Raw genomic sequence first — 22,812 nt, forward strand, 5'->3', positions numbered from 1 at the left:
CCACGTCGGGTGGAGGGGGATCACTTGTTTTCGGGCCGAACGGGCGTAACCGTCAGCTGGGCGTACCGCCGTTACCACTCTGCGTTCCGGGACGGTGACGGAGAATTCCGACGACGATGTAATCCACGTAGGTTGCCACCAGCGCCTCGATATCGTGGTCGTCTCGAAGCCACCAGCTCACGCCATTCATGAGGTCGAGCACCGCAACAGCCGCACGCTGTGGGTCGGCGATCTCGAACTCTCCGGCGCGGACCCCGGCAGCAATCACATCGCGCACACGCCTCTGGTAGTACTTGCGGTACTCGAGCACCCTCATACGGTGTTCGTCGGTAAGCGCCGAGATCTCTCGTAGGCTTACCAGATGCTCGACCCTGTTCATCGCCAAATACCGCAGATGAACATCGATCAGCGAGGTGAGTCGCTCGACCGGAGTTCCAGTCTCGTCGAGGACAAGTAGATGCTCCTCGACCGGGTCCCGGGTCATCTTGAGCGCGATCGCGTAGAGGATCTCCTCTTTCGAGGTGAAGTGGTTGTAGAGGCTCGCGCCCTTGATTCCCACCGAATCTGCGATGCCACGCATGCCTGCCGAGTGGTAGCCCTGATCAGCGAAGTATTCGGCCGCCGCGGCCAGTATGTCGTCACGTCTGCTTGGAAGCCCTTCAAGCCGTGGTCGACCGGATCCGGGTGTCGCGCTGCTGGCAGGATCGATGTTCAGCGTTTCAGTCCTTTACATACAGGCGGCGTAGTTCTCTCTTGAGCAGCTTCCCCTGAGGGTCCGTGGGCAGCTCATCCACAATCTTGATCGCCTTTGGAACCTTATAGCCTGCGAGCACGGTCTTGCAGTGGTCTCGCAACTCCTGGCCGGTGAGGTCGCTGCCGTCTATGACGATGACGAAGCCTGTGACCGCCTCGGACCAGTATTCGTCCGGAAGTCCCACGACGGCGGCGCGCGACACCTCGGGGTGGGCTTGTAGTACGCGCTCGACCTCCTGCGAGGACACGTTGTAGCCGCCCGTCTTGATCATGTCCTTGCTGCGATCGAGGAAGAACATGTTGCCCTCCGAATCGCGACGTACGATGTCGCCGGTGTGGACCCAACCACCGTCGAGGACAGCGGCGGTCTTCTCGGGATCCTTGTAGTAACCCAGCATCACCGACGGCGTGCGACAGAGGAGTTCACCTCGCTCTGCTTCATTTCCGTCGGCATCGACCACCTTGACCTCGAGATGGCCTACAGGCTTGCCGATCCAGGTCGGATCCTGATCGGGAATGTCCTCGAGTCGCTTGAACCAGCCGACGGAGCCCAACTGCGTCAACTCGGACTGACCCCAATAAGTGCCCCACACCGATGCGGGCGCCGCGTGGTGCCATGCGTCCACCGTTCGCGGCGAGACCTGACCTCCATAGGTCAGGCAGCGCTGGATGGTCCCGACAGTCTCAGGACCGAAGTCAGGATGATCTGCGAGCGAGATGAAGAACGTCGGGGTTTGAGCCAGGACGGTGATCTGCTCCGCTTTGATCATGTGCAAAGCGTCGGCAGGCGCGAGGCTGGCCGGGAGCACGAGCGTCGCTCCCAATAGCAGGAGCGAGGTCAGGGAGCCGATTCCGGCAATAGTGTGGAATGGCATGACGTAGAGCCAGACGTCATCGTCCAGGCATCGCAGTCCCCATGTGTACGCAGGTGCGGTGGAGACCAGGTAGTTGCGATGCGGCAGCATGACGCCCTTCGGAGCCGCCTCGGTTCCACTGGTGTACACGATCATTGCGAGATCGTGCTCGTCGACATCGCAATCCGGCTCTGTCGGCGACGAGGACTCGAGGAGTTGATCGAAGCAGTGGCCGCCGAACTCGTCCGTGCTGTCGAGAACAATGATTTCGGGGCGGGTACCGAGTCCCGCCAGCGCTTCTTCCAGTACCGGCAGGAATTCCGCGGCCACGACCACAACCGCGGGCTCGAGGTGCCCGATTTGTTGAGCCACTTCGTTCGGCCCGAAAAGGACATTGATGCCGGAGTACACCGCCCCTATTTTGAGAGCACCGTAGTAGGCGACTATCGACTCCACGCGATTGCGGGCCATCACGGCGACCCGGTCACCGCGGGAAACACCGAGTCCGAGGAACATGTGGGATGCCCGGTTGGCATCCTGATTGAGCGCACCGTAGGTGGTCACGGTGCGTCGGCCACCTGGGGCATACGACACGATCGCCGGCTTCGAGTATCGACTCTGCGAGTGGCGGCGTAGCTGGTCGCCCAACGTCGCTCGCCCTAGCGGTGACGACTGGGTCGCTGTGAGGGATCGGACAAGCGGACCTGAACTCCGTCGCACATCAGTGGCATCCGATTCGACACTTGTCGACAGATCCATGGTTCCTCAACTTCCTGAATGCTTACCGCGGTTAGTATGATGTGGCTCATACTGTCATCGGCATCCACGCGGGCCAAGCAGAGTTTCCAAGCAACAATGGGAATATCGAAATCACACTTGGTTGTGTCGCTAACGGCTGTTAGCCTGCATGACATGACTATCGTCACTGACCTGGACCGTGACCACCTGCGTTCGGCGGTGTTACGGGGCAACGTTCCGACCATGCTCGCCGTGTTGCTGGAGCTGACCGCCGATGAGCGGTGGGTGGCACCCCGCTATCAACCCACGCGCAGTCGGGGCATGGATGACAACTCCACGGGAGGACTTCCGGAGGACGTTCAGTCCGAAATCCGGAGCGCGTTGATCGACGCAGTGGAACGCTGGTGGACGCTGGACGAGCCGTCCCGGCGGACGCTGGACAGCTCGGAAGTCGAGCGAATCCTCAACTTCACCTGCAGCGAGACCGTGCCGCCGGACTTCGCGCCGATGATGGCGGAGATAGTCAATGGTCCGCAGATCAAGCCTGCCACCACCAAGTGCGACGAGCGACTCCACGCCATCGTGATCGGAGCCGGCATCGCGGGGATGCTGGCCTCCGTCGAGCTCACCCGCGCTGGAATCCCTCACGTGATCCTGGAGAAGAACGACGACGTCGGCGGATCATGGTGGGAGAACCGCTATCCGGGCGCCGGAGTTGATACACCGAGCCACCTTTACTCGATCTCGTCGTTCCCTCGTAACTGGTCGACCCACTTCGGCAAGCGCGACGAGGTTCAGGGATATCTCGAGGACTTTGCGGAGGCCAACGACATCCGGCGCAATGTCCGCTTCCGCCATGAGGTGACGCGCGCCGAGTTCGAGGAGTCGAAACAGAGTTGGCGTGTGTCCGTCCAGCGACCAGGTGAGGCGCCGGAGACCCTCGAGGCTCCCATCCTGATCAGCGCGGTCGGTCTGCTCAATCGTCCCAAGATCCCGCATCTACCGGGAATCGAGACCTTCCGTGGTCGCCTCTTCCACTCCGCCGAGTGGCCGAACGAGCTCGACGATCCCGAGTCGCTCCGTGGAAAGCGAGTGGGCATCGTCGGTACCGGAGCCAGTGCTATGCAGATCGGCCCGGCCATCGCGGATCGTGTCGGATCGCTGACGATCTTCCAGCGCTCACCACAGTGGATCGCACCGAACGACGACTACTTCACGACCATCGACGACGGCGTCCACTGGCTGATGGACAACATCCCCGGCTATCGCGAGTGGTACCGGGCGCGTCTGTCGTGGATCTTCAACGACAAGGTGTACTCGTCCCTCCAGGTCGACCCCGACTGGCCAGAGCCGAGCGCCTCGATCAATGCGACCAACCATGGTCATCGCAAGTTCTACGAACGCTATCTCCGCGATCAGCTGGGTGATCGAACAGATCTGATCGAGGCATCTCTTCCGGACTATCCGCCCTTTGGTAAGCGAATGCTGCTGGACAATGGCTGGTTCACGATGCTTCGTAAGCCCGACGTCACACTGGTGCCCCACGGAGTCGACGCCCTGACACCTTCTGGACTCGTCGACACGAACGGCGTCGAGCACCAGCTGGACGTCATTGTCATGGCGACGGGTTTCCACAGTGTGCGCGTTCTTTACCCGATGGACATCGTCGGTCGATCCGGCCGGTCCACCGGAGAAATCTGGGGCGAGCACGACGCGCGCGCCTATCTGGGGATCACAGTTCCTGACTTCCCCAATTTCTTCGTCATGACCGGACCGAACACCGGCCTGGGACATGGGGGGAGCTTCATCACGATCCTGGAATGTCAGGTCCGCTACATCATGGATGCCTTGAAGTTGATGCAATCGGAAAACCTCGGCGCGATGGAGTGCCGGGCCGAGGTCAACGATCGATACAACGAGGCCGTCGACCGACAGCACGCACAGATGGTCTGGACCCATCCGGCAATGGAGAACTGGTACCGAAACCCGGACGGTCGCGTCGTGTCGGTCCTTCCGTGGCGGATCAACGACTACTGGGCCATGACCTACCGAGTCGACCCGGCAGATTTTCGTACCGAGCCGGCACGCTCCGAGTCGGTCCCGACTCCGACCGCGCGAGGGTGATCATGCAGGACGAAGCCACCGGCGGAGTGCACGGCGGGCCGCTGTCGGGTATCCGGGTCATTGAAATGGAGGCCATAGGGCCGCTACTGCACGCCGGTCTGATGTTGGCAGATCTTGGCGCCGATGTCGTGCGCATCGTGCGCCCCATCTCGATGGGAGCAGATGACGGAATCGACGATGCGAATGCGGGGATGCTCCGAGGGCGGACCGAACTCACTGCAGATCTGACCAAGACCGAAGATCTCGCAAAGGTGCGCAGGCTGATCGGCCGAGCGGACGTCCTGATGGAGGGCTCTCGGCCCGGCACGATGGAGAAGCTCGGCCTGGGCTCCGAGATCTGCGTGCAGGACAATCCGGGGCTGATCTACGGCCGAATGAGTGGCTGGGGCCAGAAGGGACCGATGGCCCGAGAAGCCGGGCACGACCTGAACTACCTTGCGCTTTCGGGCGCGCTCGAACAGCTCGGACCGGCTTCCGGGCCGCCGTCACCGCCGCTGAACTACGTCGGGAACTTCGGCGGCGGATCGATGTTCCTGCTCGTAGGAGTACTTGCCGCGCTGCACGAAAGAGAACGCACTGGCCGAGGCCAGGTGGTGGATACAGCGATGGTCGACGGCGCCAGTTCGTTGACTGCGCTCGTCCGGTCGTGGCAGCATGCCGGCCGCTGGTCAGCCCGTCGTGGAACCAACCTCCTCGACGGATCTGCCCCGTTCTACCGCGCGTACGAGTGCGCAGACCACAGGTACATGGCGGTAGGGGCCCTCGAAGACGTGTACTACGACCGCTTCGTGTTCGGACTCGGATTGGATCCCGCCTCGTTGCCGAATCGCTGGGACCAATCGAACTGGGACGACTTGTCCGAACGCTTCGGCAGAACCTTCGCCACACACGATCGAGACGCCTGGGTCGAGGTCTTCGACGGCCTGAACGCTTGTGTCACACCCGTGCTCACACTCCACGAGGCAACACTCCACGACCATGCAATACAGCGGACGGCCTTCGTCGATGCAGGAGGCTTTTCGATGCCCTCCGCCGCACCACGGATGGACTCGTCACAGGGAGCAGCCCCACCACGGAGAAACGACGAACTGGACGCAACCGTGTCGCGATGGGAAATTGCCTCAGAGCACCACGGGGGCAATTCCACTCGACATCGGTCCACTCGCATGGCGGTTGGTCCACAGACGTGGTGAGCGAGAGAACCGATGGCGCCAGGCGGGCTACGATTTCGGTATGCGCAGGCTGGCTGGATCGTTCGATCGTGACCTCCCCGGGTTGCCGCGTGGCCGCGGCCGACTGGCTGTGGACGAGGTCCAAGACGCGCAACGCGATCGCATTCTGCGTGCGGTGATCTCGTCGACGGCGGAGAAGGGGATCGCCTCGACCACGATCGCCGATGTCGTCGGGCGTGCCAGGGTGTCTCGTCAAGCTTTCTACAAGCAGTTCGAGAGCAAAGAAGCGTGCTTGATCGCGGCGATCGACGCCGGCATCGAGGTGATCGTCTCCAACATCACCTCGACACAAAGCTCGACCGCCAATTTATCTCTACACGAACAGCTTTCGGCTGTCATCGAGAAGTATCTCGAGACGTGTTCGTCCGAACCGGAGTTCGTGCGAGCCTGGGTGGTGGACCTACCTGTGGCCGGCCCGGCCGGGGTGGCGAAGCGCAACGAGTACGTGGAACTGCTCGCCGATGCATTGCTCGTCGGCTACTCGTCCAAGTCTTCAGAAGCCCCGGGGCGTGAAGTGTTTCTCGCGGCGATCGGCGGTTGCAACGAGTTGTTCTACCGCCAGGTGGTTGACGGGTCGAATTCGTACATGAATCTTCATGCGCCGATCATGTCCTTCCTTGAACGGGTACTGGATCTCTCGTCCGACCCTTCGTAGTCCGGTGTTGACAAGCCAAGGGTAGATCGCCATGCTCATTCATAAGTACTGCTGCGTACTTATGAATGAGGAGTGGTCATGCGAATTACGAGTGGACTGACACAGAGTCCGATCGCACCGCCCGGCCGGGTAGCGATCCGTCCGCGGCGAGTCGATTTCGACTGGGAGAAAGCGCCTTTGGTGTGGTTGCCGAACGAGCCGATCGCCTCATACCTCCTCAGCTCGATGAACCTCGTCATCCCGGAGGGCGAACGGATGATGATCCAGGCCTTCGAGCAGGCCCTCCCGGACGTGCACGACGAGAAGCTTCGCGAGGACATGCTCGGTTTCATGGGTCAAGAACTGCTGCACGCAGAGGCGCATGACGAGGTCATGAATCAGGTGTTCACACGGCACGGGATCGACCCGGCCCCGTTCAACCGCCAGATGCAGTATTTCTTCCGTAGAACTTTGGGCATCGGTGACGACTCCGATCCGCAGGCCGTCCGGCAGCGTCTGATCGAGCGTCTCGGGATTTGCGCGTCTTCGGAGCATATGTTCGCGTTCGTGGGCGACTGGGCGTTGAACGCGGACTTGGAGAAATTCGGCGCGGATCCGCAGATGCTTGACCTCTATCGGTGGCATGGGGCCGAAGAGGTCGAGCATCGTGCCGTGGCACACGAGGTCGCCACGTACTTCGGAGTCGGCTACTTTCGCCGCTGTATCTCCATGATCATCACGTGGCCAATCTTTTTGGGGTGGTTGCTCCGTGCTGCGATGTATCTGAGCCGCAACGACCCCAACACGCCGAACATCGGTTATCCACGATTGCTACTGGAATTCGTCCGCGCCGGACGCCGCGGACTGGTGCCTGGTGTATCGAAATGGTTCTGGAGCGGTGTGTCGACGTTCGTGCCGGGATTTCACCCCGACAGTGTGGGGTCCACCGCCCAGGCCCTCGCCTACGTCGCGCAATCGCCAGCGGCCAAGCGGGTCAACACATGACACCCAACGCGCCCGAACTCACACAGCGGTGGCCGGCCCCCCGCGAGATCCCGGTCGACCTACGTCGCGGCAAGCGCCGCGACTCGATTCTGCGCATTCTGGACGTCCTGGTCTCCACGCAGGTCAAGTTGGCGGTCTTGATTCATCGCGACGAGCCACCGGAAAACCGGATCGACGAGTACAAGACAACGCTCACGGTGTCGGAGCGCACGACGGTGGCCACCGACAACGACGTGGTCAGTCTCGAACTGCGAGCACCTGACGGCAGCGACCTCGAACGGTGGTATCCCGGGGCACACCTCGACCTGTACCTGCCCTCGGGACGGATACGTCAGTACTCGCTGTGCGGCGATCCCGCCGATCGACGCTGCTACCGGATCGCGGTACGCCGGATTCCTGATGGTGGCGGCGGATCGAACGAGGTGCACGACGAGTTGCCAGTCGGTACCGTCGTCGGCGTTCGCGGTCCACGCAACGCATTCGGGTTCGTCGAACCCGGGCGAATCGAGCGCGCGAAGCGCGTTCACTTCGTGGCGGGTGGCATCGGCATCACACCGATACTGCCGATGGTCCGCGAGGCGGAGCGCATGGGCCTGGATTGGTCGCTGATGTACGTCGGTCGCGAGCGCCGCACACTACCGTTCCTCGAGGAATTGTCGCCGTTTGGTGATCGGGTCACCATCCGCACCGACGACGAATACGGCCTACCCGCAGCGAATGATCTTCTCCCGCCGAATGTCCGCAGCGGCGACGCGATCTACTGTTGCGGTCCGGTCCCGATGCTGGACCTGATCACAGCTAGTGTGCGCAACGAGCCCGGTGTGGAAGTGCACGCCGAACGCTTCTCCGCCGCACCGGTCGTCGATGGACGACCCTTCCGCATCCAACTGGCTCGCACCGGTCAGGTCATCGATGTCGCCGCCGACCAGACCGCACTGGACGCGGTGCTGCGTGTGAACCCGAAAGCCCCCTATTCATGTCGTCAGGGCTTCTGCGGCACCTGCATGGTCCACGTCAGCGACGGCGACGTCGATCATCGTGACAATTCGTTGAGCCCAGCCGAGCGCGCCGCCGGCAAGATGCTCCTGTGCGTTTCGCGGAGCAACAGTCCCTGCCTGACGGTCACCACATGAATCCACCGATGAGAAAACACAATTCCAGACGACCGGAGTACCTGTTGAACGACGATCAACTGACATCGCGGGTGGTGGACCTGCTGATCGCACTGGAGGAAATGGACGCCGATGCCGTGCGCGCACTCGTCGATCCCGACATCGAATGGCGCAACACCGGCCTGCCCAGCGTGCGTGGAAGCAAACGCGTCGAACGGGCGCTCACGATCGTCTCTCGCCTGATCACCAGGTACGAGGTCGTGGAAGTGCTCACGATGACCACCGACCACAACACCGTGTCCTCCCGGCGACGAGAGATCATCCGCATCGGATGGTTTGCCATGCACCTCGACGTAGACGGCCACTACACATTCGCAAACGGCCTGCTTCGCATTTGGGACGACCGCTTCTCCTACCGCCGACTGCTCCGCGGATTGCGATTCGGCCCAACCACCTGAAGTAGCGACGTTTTGTGTCGCATTTTGCCGGGGAGTCCTCACCAGATGCTGAAATCTCCCCCTGCAGCTTCTCGACTGCATCCTCGGTTCAGGAGTTCGGCCGCTGGTACGGAGAACTCTCGCCGAGTCTACGTTCGCGCATGTGACCAGCTCGTTGTTCCTTTGGACTGCAACGGGATTGGATACCGCTGATGGATGCTCGACAATTGTTCGCTCTCGGTGCACACGACACCGGGATGTTGTCTCTGGCCTTGCAGCTGACCCCGCTGTGTCTCGGCGCCGAGGATGCGGAGCAGTACGTCTTTGTTCGCGCCGCCAATGCCACCGCGGTCCTCAGCCTTGCTCTGCTGTCCGCCGCGTTTGTCTTCTGACCGACGGCTGGATGACTTTCCGGGCGCAACATGTTCACGAATGAAGGAGTTTCGGTGAATCCACCCATAAACCACTACCGCCGGCGATCGGTGGAATCGATCCTCCTCGGCGGAGCCCTTGCAGCACTGCTGCTCTCGGGATGCACGATCGGTTCAGCAGATCCCACTACCGAGGGCAGGCAGTCGTCGAAGATGCCCACCGACTCCGAGCAGATCACCACGGTGATCCGATCTCACCTCGATGCCCTCCGTACCGGTTCGTCCGAGGGTGTTGCTGCCACCGTCTGCGCCGAGAAGCAGGTATCAACCACGACCACTGGAAAGGTGCTGCCGGCAATCACGCTCGATGCAGTCGAGTATCTCACCCTCCAAGGATCTGCAGCCACAGCGACCGTACGCGGACATCTGGATGACGCTCCGGAGACCTCGATCGGCAAGGTCGTGTCGTTGACCTCGACCAGTGGCCACTGGCTCATCTGCTAAGCCTGCACCGCTTCGGCAAGCACAGGATAGGAACGAGAGAATTGAGGTGGCGGCGCGATGGTAGGCCGTGTGACGGACGAGAACGTCTTTCAACTCCGCTTGAACGAGCTCTTCTCCGGCTCCGATCGGCGCCTGACGAACGTCGCTGTGGCTCAAGGCCTTCTCGCACGCGGCTGCCGAATCTCGACAGCGTATCTCTCCCAGCTTCGACACGGCGCTCGGTCGAACCCATCGGATGAGGTGGTGTCGGCGTTGGCCGACTACTTCGATGTCCCTCTCGGCTATTTCTTCACCATCCCCTGGTCCGGCGATCGCGCGCGCGTTCACGACGAGGACGCGGAGATAGTCGATCATCTCGCCGACCAGGAACTGAGACAGTTGCTCCGGGCCGCGAAAGGACTCCCGGCGACCTCACTGGAACTGTTGTCGAATCTGGCTGCCGCACTATGCATCTCCGAAAACCACCGGAAGACGCCCACACGGACTCAACGTCCTACACCTGGTCGACCGAAACCGGCACCACGACCGCGGCGAAACAATCCCACCGATGTGATCTGACTCCCAAGTGCGCCCTTAGGGTTGCCGATTATTTGCCATATGGCGTTCACTGGAGGCACGGGCCCCTCCACCTATTTTGGTTTCGAGACCCCGGATTCGACCCCTGACTAGATCCGAACGAAGAAAGGCCCTTTCGATGACACGTGCACTCAAGATCGTTGCCGCTCTGGCCATCCCAGCGGCTGCTGGAGCTGTGGCGATTGCCGGCGCAGGCTCTGCCTCGGCGGCGACTCCGGTATCGGGAAACGGCTACGTCGGAGTCATTCTCGATCACCACGAGACGGTCGTCGCGAGCCAGATCAACGCGGGCAATCTGATCAACGCCGCATTCGGCGACGCCTGGACTGTCGGGTTGCCGCACGACTCCGTCTGGTACACCGGAGCATGGACCCCGGTCACCGGCGATCAGTTCGTCGACGAGGCGGCCTCACACCCCGGCGGTCGTGTCGGGTTGTATCTCGTCGACCCCGCAATCAATCAGGGGAACATCTTCAACGCCGAAAGCGCCTGGTAGAGAACAGCTGAACCCGGTATGCAGGAAACCGTGCATCACCGTGTCGGTATCACCGTTGTTCGCCGATGTGCGATCGGCGTTCTCGCTGTCGCGGCGATCATGTCAGCGGGTTGCTCGCCAGGAGCCGGCTCCGTCGACAGCCTGAGTGCCGGCGCGGGTGAGCGGTGCGCATCCGGGTGCGCCGACTTCGGTACCGAAGTCGAATTCTCGTGCCGTTTCCAGGCATCGTTGTGCGCGGACTCCCTGAGTCGCAAGTCCGCGTTGGTGCGAAGTATCGACGAATCGTCGGTGTCTCGTCTGGCGCGGGCGTGGACAGGTCAGAGTTCCTCACCGATCGAGATATTCAACCGCAGCGTCGACCGGTTCATCTCCCTCGACTGCGCCGTCCCAGCCGACAAAGACACGCACGCTGCGGATTCGGGCATGAGCGCGGATCGGTGTGCATTTCTCGCAGCCAGTGCCGAACAACAATTCCGCACCATGACACTGCTACTCACCCCTGCTCGTTGACTACCACGAGCATCCCTTGTGCGAGCGTCGCCGCCCTTCGTGCGTCGCCTGCCCAGGATCTGCCTGCCTCGCCGGCAACCTGACCTCGACGACGGGAGCAGACGGAAGGAAGTCAGTGTGTGGTGGCCGGCCAGGATCTTCTGGGCGCGTGGCTGCCGAGTCTCGACACCGTATCTCGCAGTTGCGCAACGGCGTTCGTACGAGCCCGTCCGATGAGGTCGTGGGTGCGCCCGCCGACTACTTCGGCGTCTCTCCCGGCCACTTCTTCACCATCCCCTGGACCGGCGACCTCGCTGGAACTGTTGCTGAAACTCGCTGCGAGACTGCGTATCTCCGATCAACGCCGGAAGGTTCCCGCGGACTCACCGGGCTACAGCCGATTTGCCGAAGCAGCAGTCGGACCACGCCGCTCCACCCGACGAGATAAGCCTCGCATCGAGCGTCACCAGTCTTCCAGGGCCGGGTTGCCGAACAATCACTGAGCCTGAACAGCGGTCACCATTTCGTGATCATGAGGCTCGTCACACCCTTCGCGTGAACAAACCGCCTGGTCCGAGTGTTCGGGAAATGTTTCCGTAACTTCGAGTACGACTTTCGGCGGATGGATTCGGGCATTGGAGGCTAGTCGGACATGGGGACGGTGTCGTAGCGTCCCGGTCAGACGTAACAGTTAAGTTTTGGCAATCGCTCAGGTTGCTGAATTATCTACTCATCCCCCGGGAGACCGACCATGGCCACCAGCACCCCCGAGACCCGCATGTTGTCAGGACAGCGGCGCATCGGGAAGGCGGCGAGTGTGGGTGCTGCAGTGTCGTCAGTTTTGATGGCTGGCTCTCTCGCGTTCGCCGGCAGTGCGTCGGCGACCCCGACGGCGCTGCCGGACAAGTTTGCTAGCACGGTCACCGACGACGGTTGGACGTTGGATCTGGCGGCTACCAAACTTTCGGCGAACCCGGTCCCGAACCTGGCGACAACAGCGTTCACTCGCGAGGGGTTCGTGTCGGCGAAGGTCACCGGCACCATCTCTGGAGCCGGCAATTCTGCGGTGAAGACGGGCTATGTCGAGCAGGGGTTGCAGATCGGTTGCCAGATCGATGTGTCCTCCGGCCTCGGCGTGGGACTTGGTTTTTCCCTCGGCCCGTCCGTCGGGGTCAGCATTTCGGGGGTTCCGTCGGCGAACATCGGCGTGAACGCCTCGGTGAACCCGAGCATCCAGACCACCATCGCCCCCGGCACGATCACCACGATCCCGCTCGGCAAGAAGGACCTCGAAGCCGCGAAAGCCTCGATCACGGCGGAGAACGTGCACGTCAAGGTCGATGCGTGCATGGGTCCGGTCACGATCCGTTCGTACGCGCAGTTCGCGGTGTCGACGGCGACGGCCGATAACAGTGTGTTCGTGTACTCCGATCCCACCTGGCTCTGACGCAGGGACTGTCGTCAACGGCATTCCGCGCCCGCAATCGCCTATCTCGGTTGCCGTGCTGGTCCGCCGTTGGCGCTGTTACCCAACACTTTCCACTTTTCCATCCATCAAAGGAGCATCATGTCTTTGACTCGCACGAAGAAAATCGCAGCCACGACCGCGGCTGCATCACTCGCTGTCGGCGGGATTCTGCTCGCTACCGCCCCAGCCGCAATGGCTGCTCCCGTGATGTTCGAGGGGCCGGTTCCGGCGCAGTACGGTGCACCGGTGGTGCAGGTTCCCCTGGGCCACGCCTTGACCGTCGCGGCCCGCGACAGTGGAATCGTGACGGCACTCTCGAACGCGAACGTCATGATCCCCGTTCCCGGGTGGGAGACCGTGATCGACGTGTCGGCTGATGTCCTGGCGCGCCGGACGGCAATTGCTGCCCAGTATCCGAACGGGTGCGCCTCGTACCAGTTCTATCTCCCGCCGGCAGGAGGGTGGCTCGCCGGAGCTACCTCGTACGTCAACTGCCCCTGGTAGAGCGCACCCTCTTCCTGTCCACTGCTGCATCTCCTCCCGGTGACCGCCCGTTCTTTTGGTCGGTGTCGGGTATCTCAAGTCCCGCGTTTTTAGTTGGCGGGGAAAGGCATTCACCTCCGATGACCACCTCACCGAACGCCCCGATGACTTCACCCACCCGCCGCGACGTCACAGCTGAGCGTGCGTTGCCGTACGTGCCGCCAGGAACCATTGCAGCTCCGGCATCGGTGTATTCCGACCTACCCCGCGATGCAGTCGGTGCGGGTGATCAGGGATGGGATCGCGACAGTGAACTGAGTCAGATGTCGAAAGCTGTGATCGCGACCGTATTCGGGCTCGCGTTGTTGATCGCGGCGTTTGCGGTGATCGGACGCCTCGGAGGATGGGCCACCGATTACGGGACGATTCTGGTGTATCTGGCATTCTTTCTGTGGATGTCGATCGCAGGACGGGTGTTCTGTTGGGGCGCAGACACACTCATCGCCGAATTCCGGAAGAAGTCGAACACGGGTGATCGCCGGTGAAGGCTGCGCGCCGGTTCGACCGCACCTCACCGACCACGGTGATCTCCACCGTGGTGGTGCTCGCGGCAATGGTGATCGCACTGCTGGCGCTGCTGATCTTCGCCCCGACCTCCTCCGCAGGACCGGCAGAAGACTGCGCAGCGGTGCGGGCACGTGATCATCAGATCTACCTGAATCTCATTGCGTCGCTGCCACCTGGTGCACCCATCCTGCCGGAGTACATCAACCCGTGCTTGACCGCTCCCACCACGACCCCGACGGCCGCCCCGACAACAACGGTCGGACTTCCCGGTGCGCAAGCACCGGGCGGCGGCCCCAACGTCGGAGCCAACGCTCCGACGAACTTCCCCACCTACAACGGAACCCCCATCGTCCCCGTCCCCAGCGCCGCGCTGCCTGGACAGCCGAATACGCCGACACCACCAGGTATCGAGAACCCTGCAGGAGTCCCGGTTCCGACGACCACCAGCGAACCTGCACCGACCACGCCGCAACCCGCTGGATCGACCGCACCGGCATCGACCACTGATCGTGGTCCCGGACCCGTTCCTGCCTTGACGCCGAATACTGCTCCCGGACAGCAGGAATCGACCCAGTCTGTGACGCCCTCCGTGCTCGACGAAGACGACGGACGCGACCGCTACCTCGAACTCGTGTTGGTCGGCGCCGCGGCGTTCACCGCTGCGGGTATGGGAGTGAGGGGGCGGCCGGGACCGTTCAGTGCGCGTGTGAGCGCACGCCCGTGGGAGTCGGTTCTCTCCCAGGTAGTCGGTACGGTCGCGAAACCGTTCATGCCGTATTTCGTCGGCGGTCAGGACGTCGTGGTCATCCCCGACCCAGGTGGCGGACAACGCACCATCTTCCTCATTCACGACGAAACCTCCTCGCATGAAGCTCAAATGGTGGTCGACGTACCACCCGGCGGACACATGAGCATCAACGACGACGGGTCCGTCGGTGTCTACGACGCGAACGGAGACTTGCAGGGCACCGTTGCCGCTGCGTGGGCGTACGACGTCAACGGCGATCCGGTTCCCACCTACTACGAGATCCGTGACGGCAAGCTCTACCAAATCGTGGTCCCCACCCCGGGCGTGATCTACCCGGTCCTCGCGGACGGCCCCTACGGCGGAGAAAACATCGCCACCGGGCGGCCGTTGACGGCGACCCCGCTGCCGAACGGGCAGGAAGCGATCTCGGGGCAGCCGGACGGCGTCGCGGTGGTGGGCACGCCGGATCCTGGCTATACGGCGTACGTACCAAACCAGGACACGATGAAACCTGGCTCCGAAGTGACAGTCGATCAGGGTGACGGCACCACCGCCAGCTACACCAACCCTGTCGATTCGGGTGATGCCGAGTTGGAGGTCACTATCGTGCCCACCGGCGAGGCCCGCGACACGATGGCGGCCGCGCAGGAGGACGCCAACCGCGAATCCGCAGCTGCGGCCGTGCAGGCCGTAAACGACCGCGAGGAGTTGCAACGTCAGACCGATGAAGAACGCGCGACCAGAGATTGGCTGAGCGAGATGGGTTCCGATCTCGGATCCTTACTCCGTTTCAGTCAAAACGTGACTGGTGGCAACGGGATTAGCGGACTGGCCGAGGCCGGTTCGGATCTTCTCGGTCTCGGGATGTCCGTCGGTCAGGGGATGGTCAGTTACAACCGTGATCCCTCCGGTGCTCTGACCGATGCAGGAAGATCGCTCTTACGAATTGAGGCCCTGGAACAGAATGGGCCCCGGTACTGGATGCGGCAGCTCCAATTAGATGCAGCTCTCGGTGTGGTCACTGGTGTGGCCGGTGAAGTCGGCGCCACGTCCCGTGCTGCTGCCGGCGCCACTCGGATCGACACGCAAGTCGCGCAGGCTGCGGAGAGATCGCAAGGAGTGCCTACCTCGCAAGCTCACGGCATCGCCGAGGTCATCGATCCGAAGACGCAGTTCGCACCGTACGAGCAGCAAGGCGCCCCGACAGAGGCACTTGCCAGAGGTGGCACCGCCTTCAGAAACTTCGGCGACCGCATCGAGCAATCGATGCCCGGATATGTCAATCCGTCCCAGACACAAACGACGATGGGCACTGCACCTGGACCCTTCACTGCAATTCAGCCCATTCCGCCGTCAAGTCCCGGTTTGGCTCCGCTGATCCCGGCCACGATCTTCGCGGTAGACGTCGGACAGCGCGTCGCCCGGATAATATTCAGATTCCTCAAGCCGAAGGGACAATGACCATGGGTTACGCGCGTGTCGGGGAAATTGGTCTGTCAGGGGACGGCGTGTACGAAGACGCTTGGGATTTGACGAAGCGACTGCTCCACGAAACCCACGACCGAAATGTTCGGCCGGAGTACAAGAACATACTCGACGAGATGGACAACCTTGTCGAGCGCAGCCCCCGGGAGAACACCGTGGGAGTGTACGTCTCGTATCTGTTATCTCTGGAGATCGAACGGATATCTCCACATGGTATTGATTTCGAGCGAATATCAGAGCTGTCCAAGGATCTCTACCCAAAGGTCGTTTCGTTTATCAAGATAACCGAAGAAGAAGTCGAGCAGACCATGCTTTTCGCATTCGGCAAATCCGATATCGCGACGCGTGTGCCCGGAGGAATCCTGACACTGTACTCGGCAGCGATACTCGGACAGCTCATGGTGGATGTCGAGGAAGAGACCGAGTATCTCAGGCCGCGACTGGCCGCGTGGCTTGTCCGAACCCAGCACCACACCAAACCTGCGAACGACTGAGGAGTTCTTCCATAGGGTTTCGATAGCAGGTGAGCCCGATTTTGCTGACGATGGAATCCATATCGAAGGATGTGATTTCGTGACGAAGTTGGTGACGGCGGCACATGAATCCGACATGGCTCACTTCGGGGAAATTCTGCGTCGAACCGGCGAGCAGATCGACTTTCCCTGCATCGCGCGCGGCGAACGAGGTCGATTACAGGAGATCAACGTCTTGAGATCGGGCCTTCATGGCGTGTATGAGTAGCTCGTTTCCGCTGTCGTAGCGCAGCACAACCAGCTCTAAGAGACGCCCGTTCGGGTCGACGCCCAGCCGGAACTGGCGGGCAGGATTGTCGTGGTCCAGGTCGGCGACATAGACGTGGTGCTGTGCGGCGTAGATGCCGGCGTCTCCGCTGATTCCGTGTTTGAGTGTGGACTTATGTGCTTACAAGCGGCCTGGGTCCAGGCACGCACTGCTTCTCGGATCGCTTCGGACCGGGAGACGTTCTTGTTCTGCGCGCGCGTTCAACGCCGCGAGTAACGCGGCGTCCATCTGTACGGGCACTACGGCGCCGGGACCGACGCCAAGGGTCTGCCCGTCGCGGTCGAGTGAGATGTCCATCAGAGCAAATGCACGCCCGAACGGGGCGATCACGACGCCGGGTTCGCCATCTACGAGCGCCACTGATCTTCCCGCACGTGGTGAACTGTCGGGTATCGTCCGCAACCTCGGCGGCCCCACTTATGACTGTCGACGCTCCAGGCGCAACGAGAATTGGTGGCGGGTCCGGGCATCCAGGGGTCGGTATCGAGCCGGCGGTCGACGGGTGCTCAACTGACGGGTAGTTCCGTAACTTTCTTCGAGAGGGCCCCACTAATGCGTATTGGAGTATCCGGCCCGCACGGGACCGGCAAGAGCACGCTGGTCGACGAGTTGTGTGGCCGCCTCGCGGGACACATTCGGGTCGATGAACCGTATTTCGTGCTCGAAGAGGAGGGCCGCGAGTTCGAGTTTCCACCCTCGGCTGATGATTACCGTGCGCAGCTTCGTCGTTCACTGCGCTTGCTGACTACACCTTCTTCTGGTGTTGTATTCGATCGCACGCCGCTCGACTTCCTGGCGTACTTGTCGGCGTGTGGTGTCGATCCGGAGGCAGAAATTGAGGCGGCGATTGTGAGGTCCGCGCTACGTACTCTCGACGTGCTGGTCGTGGTGCCGATTACCGTCGAAACAGTGCAGAAGTTGCCTGCGGTGGGGATGCCGGAGCTGCAGCGCGCGGTGAACGCCGCGTTGCTGGATTTGGTGTACGCCGATCCGATGCAGGTGTGTGACTCCCTGGTAGTTGTCGAGCTTGACGGCCCACTCCGTGGTCGGGTCGACACGGTTCTCTCGGCTTTGCAGTGACACCGGAATCGTCGAGCTGGGTGCGTTCGAAAGATGCTGGCACTGATCGTTACTCGTGGTGATCGACCTGGCGAAACTTCGATTTGTGGGCTGGCCGGTCTCTAAAATCGCAAGGGATGTACGTCTTCTCGGGTGAGCTGGTGCTGACGCCCCTTCAGTTTGCCGCCCCGCAGAGCGCTGCTCACCAACGCGCGTTCCCGGGCTCACTCTCTGGCGGAAGGTATCGAAAACAGGCATCTCGTGGCTCAGAGTGAATTCTGAGAGCCGGTTGTCCTGGCAATTTTCGCGAAACCGAGGAAACGGAAGTCCAGCGTGACAGTCGCCGCGTACCCATCCTTTCTGTTGCGATTCTCGCTACGGTCGCACTTGTCGTGGCCGGATGTTCGTCGGGCTCCGAGACTGATTCGACGAACACCGTAACCGCTCGGCAGCCGCCCAACATCGACATAATCGCTGGTGCTCGCCCCGAATCCCACCACGACCGATTCTTGTCCAACCTTCAGGCGATGGCGGCTGTAGATTCCGATCTATTTGTCAGATCAACCTGCGACTTTCGAAAAACTACGCGACAGTTGGCGCTCAAATTCCGGGCAAAGATGGCCTTTTCGACAGCTAGAACAATCCACCAGCAGTCGGTCAACACTGCCCCTCTCCCTGGACTCGACGGGATGAAACCGTTAGCAACGGAGCTACGAACGAGGCACGGGGTGTCAGGATTCACCAGTGTGTCGAGGACCGGGAGTGACTGCCGACGGAAACTGTTGACTAGGTTCGAACCTTTCCAGCACCAGGCCCCGACCCGACAGGTGACCTATCGCCATGGTTCTGTGGCAACAGGTGTGGCCGCGACTTCCCACGAGCATTCCGAGCGCTCCAAGGGGCACCCACCACCCCTTACATAATTTGCCAGCGGAGATCGTCCATGTCGTTTCCAACCTCAGCCGTCGTTGATGCCAACAAACACCTACTGGCGCTTTGCAACAACGGCAACATGATATGGTCGGCAACCAACAAAACCGCACACAACGAGATCGCATCAAACGGCGAACAGCTAACGACTGCAACAATATTCAGTCCACGGCAATCCGGACTCACACCGCTCCGACGCCAACCACACGGGGACGCGGCATCACCGCTTTTCAATCCTGAAACAGCCACCCGAAAACCACCCCCTCACTTAGGGTGTCGGTTTGTCCAACAAGAACACGGACAAACCGCGGCAGGTCGAACTCATCGGTTTCGCCGCCGGGATGATGACGTACTCGATCGACCGGCCGTGTAGTGGGGAGTCTTTACCTTCCCGATCGGAATCGGGCTTGCAGTCAGTACCTATGGATGGCGCTGGGAGGAAAGCGATTCCGGGCCGTCGGTATTGCAGCGACTGCAGAAATTTTCGCCGTCAACCGCATCCGGGACCTCAACGAGGGCCAAGACACCGCCGAACTGACCGTCCGTATCAGCGGCCCGGGTTTGGACACGTTCGACGCTGACTGCGAGGCACCCAAAGGTAACGTGCTACCCCAGGTCGGTGACCGGCGCACGGTGATGGTGAATCCATCCGACCTCACCTTTGCCATCGTCTATGACCATCTTTCCAACAGGACTAGCACCAATCGTCCTTGCTCGATGATCCGTGGTGCTCCACTAAGCCCTCCTCCAAGAACAAGGAGTCCTACTTCACTCCAGGCAGGTCACCTCAAACTCGAAACACTTTGCAATGAAACGAGTTTGAAATGCTCTTCCTACACGGGTAGCGAGTTGGCTCGACTGAGTGCCCTGCTCGTGATCTACCGATACCTGGGCGGAAGCGAGCGACGGACAGTACGCCACAGCCGCGCACGCCGGCAAAGCTACCGTGATTCGGGTATGGCTGTGGCACAACTGTATTCACAACCGAATGTGACCGCCATCGACAAGACATTTTCCAGTCGGTTGTTCAGACTTTTTCAGCGAGAACGTCGAGGTAGCTGATTTCGGGCGGCGCAGCGAAGAGTTCGTCGGCGCGTTCGCCGAGGGCCTTGCCGACCGGACCATTGAGATGTGTCTCGCGGGCAGCTTGGTCCGGGAATGCGTCGATGATGCCGAACGACGAGGGCCCGAACCGCACCGCGAACCAGGGTTTCGTGCCGGGCTCCTGCTCGACGAGCGGCAGTGCCGATCGGAGGAATTCCTCGACCGCTTCTTCCTTGCCGGGCTTCGCTTCAAGTCGGACCAGCAGCGCCTTGGTGGCCATATCGGATCTCCTCTTCGAGGTGGTGAACACTGTCAAGCATCACACCATCCATCGGTTAATGGAAGGTACCCAAACCCACCGTTCGAGGAAACCGATCCCAACCCCCTAGCGATCGTGGAGCCGAAGGAGGAGACTCCATGGTAAGGGAATGCGATGCCTGGATGCAGCCGCAGTTGCGTCGATGGCAGGAAAAATGTTGGTGCGCCGACATTTTGGTGCGGTCTTCACTTCTGCGCGCCGTGGACCTTCCCCGAACAGCACGATTCATTCGGTCGGTCGCTCACGCGTGGACGCCTGCGGCCGACGAGATAAACCGGAAAGCCGCAGCTACAAGACAAGGGAGTGCCGCGATGAAAGCGCTTGTATACGACGGGCCTCGAGAGGTCCACGTCAAGGACGTGCCCGATGCGCGGATCGAGAATCCGACAGATGTGCTGGTGAAGATCACGAGCACCAACATCTGCGGGTCGGATCTACACATGTACGAAGGCCGCACCGATCTGGAGCCCGGAATGGTCCTCGGTCACGAAAACTTGGGCATCGTCGCCGAAGTCGGCAATGCAGTGGTCAAAGTATCGCCAGGGGATCGAGTGTGCTTGCCGTTCAACATCGGCTGCGGCTTCTGCCGAAACTGTGAGGAAGGGTTGACCGCATTCTGCCTGACGGTGCACCCCGATCCGAAGATGGCCGGCGCTGCATTCGGTTTCGCGGGGATGGGCCCGTTCTGGGGCGGACAGGCGGAATATCTGCGAGTGCCGTTCGGCGACTTCAACTGTCTGCGACTGCCCGAGGATGCCCAGGACAAGGAAACCGACTACGTGATGCTGTCGGACATCTTTCCCACCGGATGGCATTGCACCCGCCTGGCCGACATGCAACCCGGCGATTCGATGGTGGTCTACGGCGCTGGCCCAGTCGGTTTGATGGCCGCGTATTCGGCGATGATCCAGGGAGCGAGCAAGGTGATGATCGTCGACCGCCACCCCGACCGGCTACGCCTGGCCGAAGAGATCGGCGTCGTCCCCATCGACGACTCGAAGGGCGACCCCGTCGAGCAGGTCCTCGAGCAAACCAACGGGAAAGGCGCAGACAAGGGGTGCGAGTGCGTCGGCTATCAGGCACACGACCCGCAAGGCCACGAGGACGCCGCCATGACGATGAACCGGCTCGTGGATTCGGTGCGCTTCACCGGCCACATCGGGGTGGTCGGCATCTTCCTTCCCCAGGACCAGAACGGCCCCGACGAACTCGAGCGCAACGGCAAGATCGCCTTCGACATGGGCAAATTCTGGTTCAAGGGCCAGAAGATCGGCACCGGACAAGCGAACGTCAAACACTACAACCGGCAACTGCGCGACCTCATCCACCAAGACCGGGCAAAGCCCTCCTGGATCATCTCCCACGAACTCCCGCTCGCCGAAGCCGAATCCGGCTACCAGCACTTCGACGCTCGCGACGACGGCTGGACCAAGGTCGTCCTGCATCCCTGACACGGCCAGAACCGAGAGGAGCACAACGATGCCAATGCCACTGCAGGGAAAGCAGATAGCGAGATCGACTGCCGACGGGGCCGGAGGAGTAGAAGTCGTAGACGAACAGGTCGCGATCGACGGGAACCTGATCTCGAGCCGCTCGCCCGACGACCTTCCTGCGTTCCGTCAGGCCATCGTCGAGCAGTTCGCGAAGTTCGGGGCAGGTGCGTCATGACCGTGAACCAGACCTCGGTGTCCCTCGACGATGCGCAGCGGGTCATCGCCGCAGGACAGGCCAAAGCCACCGAGATCGAGTCGCCGTCGAACATTGCGGTGGTCGATGCCGGCGGCAACCTCGTGGCTCACGTGCGAATGGACGGTGCCTGGATCGCCAGCATCGACATCTCGATCAACAAGGCGTTCACCGCGCGGGCATTAGACGTCTCGACCGAGGACCTCGCGGCCAACGCGGGCCCGGGCGAGCAGTTCTACGGGATACACGCCTCCAACGGCGGACACATCATGATCTTCACAGGCGGTGTGCCTCTGCGGCACAACGGCCAGGTCGTGGGCGCTGTCGGCGTCAGCGGCGGCACCGGGGAGCAGGACAAGACCGTCGCCGAGGCGGTCGTGGCGGCGCTGTGAGCTCTGTTTCATCCGCGCGTCAGGTGAATTGACGCCGGCCAGGCCCGCTCGGCGAAACCGAATCCGGCGACCAGCATTTCGACGCTCACGACGACGGTTGGACCAAAGTCGTACTGCATCCCTGAGGCGGCTCCGAGCCGAGACGAACACAACCACGGCCAGACCTGGCACACCTGCGCCACCACGGGGGCGAGAGCAAACCGACCCCTTGATCGAAATCCTGCCAAAGGATGTAGCACAGGAATAGACGAGAACCACGTAAGTCCCGTAGTGACGGTGGCCGACACATGTTGAATTGCAATAGCTCCCGCCTGAGCGGTCTGTTGACCAGCCACAGAACGGGACGTTGAACCGTGCAGCACGCGGGTGTGCGCCACCTACTCGCAACCAATTGGAACCGACCAGTAGTGGCTCATTACCTTTCTGTCACAAGGAGATTCGATAGAACTACAATGAATCTCGTCCGGGTTCAACGGAGCTGCTGTTCACTGACTGTGACGATCTT

23 protein-coding genes and 2 pseudogenes are annotated in these 22,812 nt (G+C 61.5%); 20 read left to right on the plus strand and 5 right to left on the minus strand.

The window, feature by feature from the left end; translation table 11 throughout:
• Nucleotides 1-52: 52 nt before the first annotated feature.
• Both GN300_RS09795 and GN300_RS09800 read right to left on the minus strand, forming a co-directional pair.
• Nucleotides 53-715, minus strand: coding sequence for a TetR/AcrR family transcriptional regulator (locus tag GN300_RS09795; RefSeq protein WP_063315426.1), 663 nt, complete (start codon nucleotides 713-715; stop codon nucleotides 53-55).
• Between the two features lie 4 nt (nucleotides 716-719).
• On the minus strand, nucleotides 720-2,366 hold the full coding sequence (locus GN300_RS09800; RefSeq protein WP_233405611.1) for a class I adenylate-forming enzyme family protein: 1,647 nt from the start codon (nucleotides 2,364-2,366) through the stop codon (nucleotides 720-722).
• A gap of 153 nt (nucleotides 2,367-2,519) precedes the next feature.
• Here GN300_RS09800 and GN300_RS09805 point away from each other — a divergent pair, with 153 nt between their 5' ends.
• The 16 genes from GN300_RS09805 to GN300_RS09880 all read left to right on the plus strand — a co-directional run bounded on the left by GN300_RS09805 (nucleotide 2,520) and on the right by GN300_RS09880 (nucleotide 16,570).
• Nucleotides 2,520-4,469, plus strand: a complete 1,950-nt coding sequence (locus GN300_RS09805) for an NAD(P)/FAD-dependent oxidoreductase (RefSeq protein WP_063315425.1) — start codon at nucleotides 2,520-2,522, stop codon at nucleotides 4,467-4,469.
• Nucleotides 4,470-4,471: 2 nt separating this feature from the next.
• Nucleotides 4,472-5,662, plus strand: coding sequence for a CaiB/BaiF CoA-transferase family protein (locus GN300_RS09810; protein WP_063315424.1), 1,191 nt, complete (start codon nucleotides 4,472-4,474; stop codon nucleotides 5,660-5,662).
• A 40-nt stretch (nucleotides 5,663-5,702) separates the two neighbouring features.
• On the plus strand, nucleotides 5,703-6,356 hold the full coding sequence (locus GN300_RS09815; protein ID WP_050654926.1) for a TetR/AcrR family transcriptional regulator: 654 nt from the start codon (nucleotides 5,703-5,705) through the stop codon (nucleotides 6,354-6,356).
• A 78-nt stretch (nucleotides 6,357-6,434) separates the two neighbouring features.
• Entirely contained in the window at nucleotides 6,435-7,340 is a 906-nt protein-coding gene (locus GN300_RS09820; protein WP_063315423.1) for a metal-dependent hydrolase, read from the plus strand.
• Nucleotides 7,337-8,473: a PDR/VanB family oxidoreductase gene (locus GN300_RS09825; RefSeq protein ID WP_063315422.1), complete on the plus strand. Its 1,137-nt coding sequence runs from the start codon at nucleotides 7,337-7,339 to the stop codon at nucleotides 8,471-8,473. Before GN300_RS09820 ends, GN300_RS09825 begins: the two co-directional genes overlap by 4 nt.
• 44 nt (nucleotides 8,474-8,517) lie before the next feature.
• Nucleotides 8,518-8,910, plus strand: a complete 393-nt coding sequence (locus tag GN300_RS09830) for a limonene-1,2-epoxide hydrolase family protein (protein ID WP_223257862.1) — start codon at nucleotides 8,518-8,520, stop codon at nucleotides 8,908-8,910.
• A 191-nt stretch (nucleotides 8,911-9,101) separates the two neighbouring features.
• On the plus strand, nucleotides 9,102-9,281 hold the full coding sequence (locus tag GN300_RS09835; RefSeq protein ID WP_054188352.1) for a hypothetical protein: 180 nt from the start codon (nucleotides 9,102-9,104) through the stop codon (nucleotides 9,279-9,281).
• 54 nt (nucleotides 9,282-9,335) lie between these two features.
• Entirely contained in the window at nucleotides 9,336-9,764 is a 429-nt protein-coding gene (locus GN300_RS09840; protein WP_139799842.1) for a hypothetical protein, read from the plus strand.
• Between the two features lie 57 nt (nucleotides 9,765-9,821).
• The gene (locus GN300_RS09845) at nucleotides 9,822-10,322 is read left to right on the plus strand and encodes a helix-turn-helix domain-containing protein (protein WP_063315420.1); all 501 of its coding nucleotides are present in this window, start codon (nucleotides 9,822-9,824) and stop codon (nucleotides 10,320-10,322) included.
• Nucleotides 10,323-10,458: 136 nt separating this feature from the next.
• On the plus strand, nucleotides 10,459-10,836 hold the full coding sequence (locus tag GN300_RS09850) for a hypothetical protein (protein ID WP_063315419.1): 378 nt from the start codon (nucleotides 10,459-10,461) through the stop codon (nucleotides 10,834-10,836).
• A 30-nt stretch (nucleotides 10,837-10,866) separates the two neighbouring features.
• Nucleotides 10,867-11,346, plus strand: a complete 480-nt coding sequence (locus tag GN300_RS09855; protein ID WP_143542718.1) for a hypothetical protein — start codon at nucleotides 10,867-10,869, stop codon at nucleotides 11,344-11,346.
• 730 nt (nucleotides 11,347-12,076) lie between these two features.
• Nucleotides 12,077-12,772, plus strand: a complete 696-nt coding sequence (locus tag GN300_RS09860; RefSeq protein WP_156511703.1) for an MspA family porin — start codon at nucleotides 12,077-12,079, stop codon at nucleotides 12,770-12,772.
• A gap of 120 nt (nucleotides 12,773-12,892) precedes the next feature.
• The gene (locus GN300_RS09865; protein WP_063315417.1) at nucleotides 12,893-13,297 is read left to right on the plus strand and encodes a hypothetical protein; all 405 of its coding nucleotides are present in this window, start codon (nucleotides 12,893-12,895) and stop codon (nucleotides 13,295-13,297) included.
• 119 nt (nucleotides 13,298-13,416) lie between these two features.
• Nucleotides 13,417-13,821: a hypothetical protein gene (locus tag GN300_RS09870; RefSeq protein WP_233405612.1), complete on the plus strand. Its 405-nt coding sequence runs from the start codon at nucleotides 13,417-13,419 to the stop codon at nucleotides 13,819-13,821.
• The gene (locus GN300_RS09875; RefSeq protein WP_197487708.1) at nucleotides 13,818-16,052 is read left to right on the plus strand and encodes a hypothetical protein; all 2,235 of its coding nucleotides are present in this window, start codon (nucleotides 13,818-13,820) and stop codon (nucleotides 16,050-16,052) included. Before GN300_RS09870 ends, GN300_RS09875 begins: the two co-directional genes overlap by 4 nt.
• Nucleotides 16,049-16,570 carry a hypothetical protein gene (locus GN300_RS09880; RefSeq protein ID WP_139799841.1) on the plus strand — a complete coding sequence of 174 codons (522 nt, stop codon included), beginning with the start codon at nucleotides 16,049-16,051 and terminating at the stop codon, nucleotides 16,568-16,570. The genes GN300_RS09875 and GN300_RS09880 overlap by 4 nt, the downstream gene beginning before the upstream one ends.
• Before the next feature lie 196 nt (nucleotides 16,571-16,766).
• On the opposite strand, the gene GN300_RS09885 is transcribed toward GN300_RS09880, so the two are convergent.
• Nucleotides 16,767-16,952: a toxin gene (locus tag GN300_RS09885; RefSeq protein WP_374229161.1), complete on the minus strand. Its 186-nt coding sequence runs from the start codon at nucleotides 16,950-16,952 to the stop codon at nucleotides 16,767-16,769.
• 50 nt (nucleotides 16,953-17,002) lie between these two features.
• Nucleotides 17,003-17,144: pseudogene (locus tag GN300_RS09890) on the minus strand (ribbon-helix-helix protein, CopG family); the annotation flags it as partial.
• Nucleotides 17,145-17,429: 285 nt separating this feature from the next.
• On the opposite strand from GN300_RS09890, the gene GN300_RS09895 reads away from it, so the two are divergent.
• On the plus strand, nucleotides 17,430-17,957 hold the full coding sequence (locus tag GN300_RS09895; RefSeq protein ID WP_063315415.1) for an AAA family ATPase: 528 nt from the start codon (nucleotides 17,430-17,432) through the stop codon (nucleotides 17,955-17,957).
• 1,936 nt (nucleotides 17,958-19,893) lie between these two features.
• On the opposite strand, the gene GN300_RS09900 is transcribed toward GN300_RS09895, so the two are convergent.
• Nucleotides 19,894-20,190, minus strand: a complete 297-nt coding sequence (locus GN300_RS09900) for a putative quinol monooxygenase (protein WP_020971354.1) — start codon at nucleotides 20,188-20,190, stop codon at nucleotides 19,894-19,896.
• Nucleotides 20,191-20,540: 350 nt separating this feature from the next.
• Between GN300_RS09900 and GN300_RS09905 the strand changes: the two genes are divergently transcribed.
• The 3 genes and pseudogenes from GN300_RS09905 to GN300_RS09915 all read left to right on the plus strand — a co-directional run bounded on the left by GN300_RS09905 (nucleotide 20,541) and on the right by GN300_RS09915 (nucleotide 22,307).
• A complete protein-coding gene (locus GN300_RS09905) occupies nucleotides 20,541-21,680 on the plus strand; it encodes a glutathione-independent formaldehyde dehydrogenase (RefSeq protein WP_063315413.1) in 1,140 nt (379 codons plus the stop codon).
• An 85-nt stretch (nucleotides 21,681-21,765) separates the two neighbouring features.
• Nucleotides 21,766-21,897: pseudogene (locus GN300_RS09910) on the plus strand (DJ-1/PfpI family protein); the annotation flags it as partial.
• The gene (locus tag GN300_RS09915) at nucleotides 21,894-22,307 is read left to right on the plus strand and encodes a heme-binding protein (protein WP_063315412.1); all 414 of its coding nucleotides are present in this window, start codon (nucleotides 21,894-21,896) and stop codon (nucleotides 22,305-22,307) included. The pseudogene GN300_RS09910 and the gene GN300_RS09915, both read left to right, overlap by 4 nt.
• The last annotated feature ends 505 nt before the right edge of the window (nucleotides 22,308-22,812 follow it).

It is taken from the genome of Rhodococcus sp. Ni2, from assembly GCF_021352185.1.
GTDB lineage: Bacteria > Actinomycetota > Actinomycetes > Mycobacteriales > Mycobacteriaceae > Rhodococcus_F > Rhodococcus_F qingshengii.